Origin of the sequence: Ligilactobacillus ubinensis (assembly GCF_024160875.1) — a bacterium.
Lineage (GTDB): Bacteria > Bacillota > Bacilli > Lactobacillales > Lactobacillaceae > Ligilactobacillus > Ligilactobacillus ubinensis.
In genome coordinates this window covers 1-204 of the sequence record NZ_JAIULA010000085.1, presented here as the reverse complement: position 1 = coordinate 204, position 204 = coordinate 1, and the positions used below count along the sequence as shown (strand labels likewise).

Here is a 204-nt window from a genome sequence, read left to right as displayed (position 1 = left end):
AGTGACCCGTACGGGATTTGAACCCATGTTACCGCCGTGAAAGGGCGGTGTCTTAACCACTTGACCAACGGGCCATACATCTAAATATCTATTTAATTATTCCAAATATTTATCTACTACGTTTTTTTAGGAATACATAAAACTCCGGTAGGCGGACTCGAACCGTCGACACCCTGATTAACAGTCAGATGCTCTACCAACTGA

Annotated in this window: 1 tRNA gene; it reads right to left on the bottom strand. The window is 43.1% G+C overall.

The features are described 5' to 3' along the window. Positions 1–2: 2 nt before the first annotated feature. A tRNA-Glu gene (locus tag LB941_RS12495) sits at positions 3–74 on the bottom strand. Positions 75–204 lie beyond the last annotated feature (130 nt).